The organism is Pseudomonas sp. W2Jun17, assembly GCF_023127795.1.
Taxonomy (GTDB): Bacteria; Pseudomonadota; Gammaproteobacteria; order Pseudomonadales; family Pseudomonadaceae; genus Aquipseudomonas; species Aquipseudomonas synxantha_A.
In genome coordinates, this window is the sequence record NZ_SPKO01000001.1 from 80677 (window position 1) to 86888 (window position 6212).

General features: G+C 57.4%; 6 protein-coding genes. All 6 read left to right on the plus strand.

The features are described from left to right. The first annotated feature begins 170 nt into the window (after positions 1-170). Entirely contained in the window at positions 171-1895 is a 1725-nt protein-coding gene (locus E4O98_RS00350; protein WP_005791407.1) for an acetolactate synthase 3 large subunit, read from the plus strand. Positions 1896-1897: 2 nt separating this feature from the next. After that, positions 1898-2389, plus strand: a complete 492-nt coding sequence (gene ilvN / locus E4O98_RS00355; protein WP_003176102.1) for an acetolactate synthase small subunit — start codon at positions 1898-1900, stop codon at positions 2387-2389. Positions 2390-2436: 47 nt separating this feature from the next. After that, positions 2437-3453, plus strand: coding sequence for a ketol-acid reductoisomerase (ilvC, locus tag E4O98_RS00360; protein ID WP_003194132.1), 1017 nt, complete (start codon positions 2437-2439; stop codon positions 3451-3453). 145 nt (positions 3454-3598) lie between these two features. Further along, a complete protein-coding gene (gene pssA, locus E4O98_RS00365; RefSeq protein ID WP_005791399.1) occupies positions 3599-4456 on the plus strand; it encodes a CDP-diacylglycerol--serine O-phosphatidyltransferase in 858 nt (285 codons plus the stop codon). A gap of 63 nt (positions 4457-4519) precedes the next feature. Further along, the gene (gene msrP, locus E4O98_RS00370) at positions 4520-5533 is read left to right on the plus strand and encodes a protein-methionine-sulfoxide reductase catalytic subunit MsrP (protein WP_032879471.1); all 1014 of its coding nucleotides are present in this window, start codon (positions 4520-4522) and stop codon (positions 5531-5533) included. Continuing rightward, positions 5533-6153, plus strand: coding sequence for a protein-methionine-sulfoxide reductase heme-binding subunit MsrQ (gene msrQ / locus E4O98_RS00375; protein WP_032879472.1), 621 nt, complete (start codon positions 5533-5535; stop codon positions 6151-6153). The genes msrP and msrQ overlap by 1 nt, the downstream gene beginning before the upstream one ends. The last annotated feature ends 59 nt before the right edge of the window (positions 6154-6212 follow it).

A 6212-nucleotide genomic window follows, 5' to 3' on the forward strand; every position in this document is an offset into this window, starting at 1 on the left:
CCTCGCGCTGGGTGGGAAAAGCCCGCAACACTTGGGACGATCCCAATACTTGCTCAGTCAGTGCTGACGTAGTCGGCGACCACCGTCGCTCATGCTCTGTTGAGAAGTAAACCTATTAAGACCCGTCGGTTTTTAACGGACGGTATTCTGGCGTTTTAGAGGTGAACAACGTGGAGCTTTTATCTGGCGGTGAGATGCTCGTCCGCTTTTTGCGTGACGAAGGCGTCGACTATATCTACGGGTACCCAGGTGGTGCTCTGCTGCATGTCTACGACGCACTGTTCAAGGAACCGGCTGTTACCCACATCCTGGTTCGCCACGAACAGGCCGCGACCCATATGGCTGACGGTTACGCCCGTGCCACCGGTAAAGCCGGCGTGGTACTGGTAACGTCTGGCCCAGGCGCAACCAATGCCATTACCGGTATTGCGACTGCGTATATGGACTCCATCCCGATGGTGATCATTTCTGGCCAGGTGCCAAGCACCATGGTCGGCACCGACGCTTTCCAGGAAACCGACATGATCGGTATTTCCCGCCCGATCGTGAAACACAGCTTCATGATCAAGCACGCGTCGGAAATCCCGGAAGTCATGAAGAAGGCGTTCTACCTCGCACAGTCCGGTCGTCCGGGCCCTGTGGTGGTGGATATCCCGAAAGACATGACCAACCCGGCCGAAAAATTCGAATACATCTTCCCCAAGAAAGCCAAGCTGCGTTCCTACAGCCCGGCCGTCCGCGGGCACTCGGGGCAAATCCGCAAGGCGGCAGAAATGCTCCTGGCAGCCAAGCGCCCCGTGTTGTACTCCGGCGGTGGCGTGATTCTGGGCGGCGGTTCCGCTCCGCTGACCGAACTGGCCAAGCTGCTCAACCTGCCGGTGACCAACACCCTGATGGGCCTCGGCGCATTCCCGGGTACGGACCGCCAGTTCGTCGGTATGCTCGGTATGCACGGCAGCTACACCGCCAACCTGACCATGCACCACGCTGACGTGATCCTGGCCGTGGGCGCGCGGTTCGATGACCGTGTGATCAATGGTGCGAGCAAGTTCTGCCCGAATGCCAAGATCATCCATATCGACATCGACCCGGCGTCCATCTCCAAGACCATCAAGGCCGATGTGCCGATCGTGGGGCCGGTGGAGAGCGTGTTGACCGAAATGGTCGCAGCGCTCAAGGACATCGGCGAGGCACCGAACAAGGAGTCCGTTGCCAGCTGGTGGAAGCAGATTGACGAATGGCGTGGTGATCGCGGCCTGTTCCCTTATGACAAGGGCGACGGCAGCATCATCAAGCCACAAACCGTGATCGAAACCCTGTGCGAAGTGACCAAGGGCGACGCCTTTGTAACCTCCGACGTGGGCCAGCACCAGATGTTCGCGGCGCAGTACTACAAGTTCGACAAGCCTAACCGCTGGATCAACTCCGGTGGCCTGGGCACGATGGGCTTTGGTTTCCCTGCGGCCATGGGTGTGAAACTGAGCTTCCCGGATGCCGACGTTGCCTGCGTCACCGGCGAAGGCAGCATCCAGATGAACATCCAGGAGCTGTCGACGTGCCTGCAATATGGTCTTCCAGTGAAGATCGTCTGCTTGAACAACGGCGTGCTCGGCATGGTTCGTCAATGGCAGGACATGAGCTACGGTAGCCGTCACTCCCACTCCTACATGGAATCGTTGCCGGATTTCATCAAGTTGGTTGAAGCCTATGGCCACGTCGGCATTCGCATCACTGATTTGAAAGATCTGAAGCCGAAGATGGAAGAAGCGTTCGCCATGAAAGACCGCCTGGTGTTCATCGATATTCAGGTCGATACCAGCGAGCACGTCTATCCGATGCAAATCAAAGACGGCTCCATGCGCGACATGTGGCTGAACAAGACGGAGCGTACTTAATCATGCGGCATATTATCTCCCTGCTTCTGGAGAACGAGCCCGGCGCCTTGTCCCGTGTTGTCGGCCTGTTTTCGCAACGCAACTACAACATCGAAAGCCTGACCGTGGCGCCGACCGAAGACCCGACCCTGTCGCGCCTGACGTTGACCACTGTTGGCCACGATGAGGTGATCGAGCAGATCACCAAGAACCTCAACAAGCTGATCGAAGTGGTCAAGCTGGTCGACCTGTCGGAAAGCGCCCACATCGAGCGCGAACTGATGCTCGTCAAGGTCAAGGCCACGGGTGCCCAGCGTGCCGAGATCAAGCGCACTACCGATATTTATCGCGGGCAGATCGTCGATGTGAGCGCCAGCGTTTATACCGTTCAACTGACCGGTACAAGCGACAAGCTGGACAGCTTCATCCAGTCGATCGGGACAGCCTCGATTCTGGAAACCGTACGCAGTGGTGTCACCGGGATTGCCCGTGGCGACAAAGTACTCAGCATCTAACCCAAATTAGCGAATGGCCTTACGGCCTGGATATATAGAGGAACCTCATGAAAGTTTATTACGATAAAGATTGTGACCTGTCGATCATCCAGGGCAAGAAAGTCGCCATCATCGGCTACGGTTCCCAGGGCCACGCACAAGCGTGCAACCTGAAAGATTCCGGCGTGGACGTCACCGTTGGCCTGCGCAAAGGTTCGGCTACTGTTGCCAAGGCTGAAGCCCACGGCCTGAAAGTGACCGACGTTGCTTCCGCCGTAGCGGCTGCCGACCTGGTCATGATCCTGACCCCGGACGAGTTCCAGTCCTCGCTGTACAAGAACGAAATCGAGCCGAACATCAAGAAGGGCGCCACCCTGGCCTTCTCCCACGGCTTCGCGATTCACTACAACCAGGTTGTGCCGCGCGCTGACCTCGACGTGATCATGATCGCGCCGAAAGCGCCGGGCCACACCGTGCGTTCCGAGTTCGTCAAAGGCGGTGGTATCCCTGACCTGATCGCGATCTACCAGGACGCGTCGGGCAACGCCAAAAACGTTGCACTGTCCTACGCTGCTGGCGTCGGTGGCGGTCGTACCGGCATCATCGAAACCACGTTCAAGGACGAGACCGAAACCGACCTGTTCGGCGAGCAAGCCGTTCTGTGCGGCGGTACCGTTGAGCTGGTCAAGGCCGGTTTCGAAACCTTGGTTGAAGCTGGCTATGCGCCGGAAATGGCCTACTTCGAATGCCTGCACGAACTGAAGCTGATCGTTGACCTCATGTACGAAGGCGGTATCGCCAACATGAACTACTCGATCTCCAACAACGCCGAGTACGGCGAGTACGTGACCGGTCCGGAAGTGATCAACGCCGAGTCCCGCCAGGCCATGCGCAACGCCCTGAAACGTATTCAGGACGGCGAATACGCCAAAATGTTCATCAGCGAAGGCGCTACCGGCTACCCTTCGATGACCGCCAAGCGCCGTAACAACGCCGCTCACGGTATCGAAGTCATCGGCGAGCAACTGCGCTCCATGATGCCGTGGATCGGTGCCAACAAGATCGTCGACAAAGCCAAGAACTAAGTCGTACGCATCAAGGGAAAACGCGGCTTAGGCCGCGTTTTTTCGTTTGAGGGGCCGGTTCTGGTATAAAGCTGCATCGTTTGCGGGCGAACACTCGCCGCAAGTATCTGTCGAATTTTTTTCACACCGTTGCAAGGTAAAGTCCATGAGCGAACGTCCCGAAGAGCCAAACCAGGCTTCCGACGCCGAAAGCATGCTGCCGATCGATGAACATGTCGAAGAAGGGCATGACGCCGAAGGCCGTAAGGTCCGGCATCGTGGCATCTATCTTCTGCCCAATCTGTTTACGACGGCGAACCTGTTTGCCGGCTTTTATTCCATCATCAACTCCATGAGTGCCCAAAGTGCGCTGGCGGCAGGTGATGCGGCGAGTGCCAGCAAGTACTTTGGTTTTGCTGCCATCGCAATCTTCGTGGCCATGGTGCTCGACGGCCTGGATGGGCGCGTAGCGCGGATGACCAACACCCAAAGTGCTTTTGGCGCCGAGTACGACTCGCTGTCGGACATGGTTGCCTTTGGTGTCGCCCCTGCGCTGCTGGCTTTTGCTTGGGCATTGGGTGACATGGGCAAGGTCGGCTGGATGGTTGCCTTCATCTATGTCGCCGGTGCCGCGTTGCGACTGGCGCGTTTCAATACGCAGGTGGGCACTGCCGACAAGCGTTACTTCATCGGGCTTGCCAGCCCGGCAGCCGCCGGCGTCGTGGCGGGTATCGTCTGGGCGTTCAGTGATTACGGCATCCAGGGGTCGAAGATGTCGTTCCTGGTAGCGTTGATGGTTGCAGCGGCCGGGATGCTGATGGTCAGCAATATCAAGTACAACAGCTTCAAGGAGCTGGACCTCAAAGGGCGCGTGCCTTTCGTGGCGATCCTTGTGGTGGTGCTTGTGTTTGCAGTGGTGTTCAGTGATCCGCCGCGGATTCTGCTGCTGGCGTTCCTGGTTTACGCCGCGTCTGGTCCGATTCAGTATTTGCTGCATCTGCGCCGGGACAAAACATTGCCTTAATGTAATTTCCCCCATACTCCGCAGTCTATTGGTGCATCAGTTCTCCAATGCTGCGGAGTTGCCATGTTAATCAAACTACCCAAAGCGTCCGATTGCCATGAATCGGATGTCACGCCTGAATCCCTCTATTTCTCTCGTCGCAGTTTGCTCGGTGGTGCGCTGGCCGGTATTGCCGCCAGTAGCTTGCCGCGTTGGGCCAGTGCGGGCGATGCGGCGCGTTATGCCGATGTCGAAGCGGGCAGGGCGCCCAACTGGTTTGCCGAGAAGCTTCCTGGTACGAAATGGCAGGCGGTGACGGTCAAGGACGAGGCGATCACGCCGTTCAAGGATGCAACCCACTACAACAACTTTTATGAGTTCGGTACCGACAAGGGCGACCCGGCGGCGAATGCAGGTGCGCTCAAGACCGAGCCGTGGAGTGTTGTGATCGATGGTGAGGTGGCCAAGCCTGGGCGTTATGCCTTGGAAGACTTCATGAAACCCTATGAGCTGGAAGAACGGATCTATCGATTGCGCTGCGTTGAAGCCTGGTCGATGGTGATTCCGTGGATCGGTTTCCCGATCTCGGCCTTGCTCAAGCAGGTTGAACCTACCTCCAAAGCGAAGTACATCCGTTTTGAAACCCTCCAGGACCCGAAGAGCATGCCTGGGCAGCGCTCCAGTTTCGGCTTGATCGACTGGCCTTATGTAGAAGGGCTGCGTCTGGACGAAGCGATGAACCCGCTGGCGATTCTCGCCGTAGGTATGTATGGGCGCGAGCTGCCTAATCAGAATGGTGCGCCGTTGCGCTTGGTGGTGCCGTGGAAGTACGGCTTCAAAAGTGTCAAATCCATCGTGCGGATCAGCCTTGTCAGCGAGCAGCCGAAAACCACCTGGCAGAGCATTGCGGCTGATGAGTATGGGTTCTACGCAAATGTGAACCCTACGGTCGATCATCCGCGGTGGACCCAGGCGCGGGAGCGACGTCTACCCAGTGGCCTGTTCAGCCCGAACGTGCGCGATACGCAGATGTTCAATGGCTACGCGGATGAGGTCGCGTCTTTATATACAGGTCTCGATCTGCGGAAGAACTACTGATGCGCTTTCCAATCTGGCGCATTGGAGTCTTTATAGCTGCGGCGGTTTGGCCATTGCTCTGGTTGTATGAAGCATGGAGTTTTGCCCTGGGGCCTGATCCGGGCAAAGTGCTGGTCGATCGCTTGGGGCTGGGTACGTTGATCCTGCTGCTGATCACGCTCGGGATGACGCCGCTGCAGAAGTTGAGCGGTTGGGCAGGGTGGATCGCGGTACGCCGGCAGTTGGGGCTGTGGTGCTTCGCCTATGTAGTACTGCATTTGGCGGCATACTGCGTGTTCGTCCTTGGGCTCGATTGGTCGCAGCTCGGCGTAGAACTGCGCAAGCGGCCCTACATAATTGTGGGGGCGCTGGGGTTTATGGCTCTATTGGTGCTGGCTGTCACATCCAACCGCTATAGCCAGCGTCGATTGGGTAGCCGCTGGAAGAAGTTGCATCGCTTGACCTATGTGATCCTGGGCCTGGGTTTGCTGCACATGCTCTGGATAGTTCGGGCTGATCTGAAGGAGTGGGCTGTCTACGCTTCCATTGGTGCACTGCTTCTTTTGTTGCGGGTGCCACCGGTGATGCGCCGAATCCCTCGCCTTATTGCTAAAAAGACACCTTCTGCCACAAAAGTGTAATTAACCCTTGACGGCAGATTCTGGAAGCCTATAATTCGCCCCACTTCCGGCGCAGTCGA

What these genes read in the sequence shown, in the direction of transcription:
- ilvC (WP_003194132.1), top strand. Translation starts at nt 2,437, where the DNA reads ATGAAAGTTTATTACGATAAAGATTGTGACCTGTCGATCATCCAGGGC.
- pssA (WP_005791399.1), top strand. Translation starts at nt 3,599, where the DNA reads ATGAGCGAACGTCCCGAAGAGCCAAACCAGGCTTCCGACGCCGAAAGC.
- msrP (WP_032879471.1), top strand. Translation starts at nt 4,520, where the DNA reads ATGTTAATCAAACTACCCAAAGCGTCCGATTGCCATGAATCGGATGTC.
- ilvN (WP_003176102.1), top strand. Translation starts at nt 1,898, where the DNA reads ATGCGGCATATTATCTCCCTGCTTCTGGAGAACGAGCCCGGCGCCTTG.
- msrQ (WP_032879472.1), top strand. Translation starts at nt 5,533, where the DNA reads ATGCGCTTTCCAATCTGGCGCATTGGAGTCTTTATAGCTGCGGCGGTT.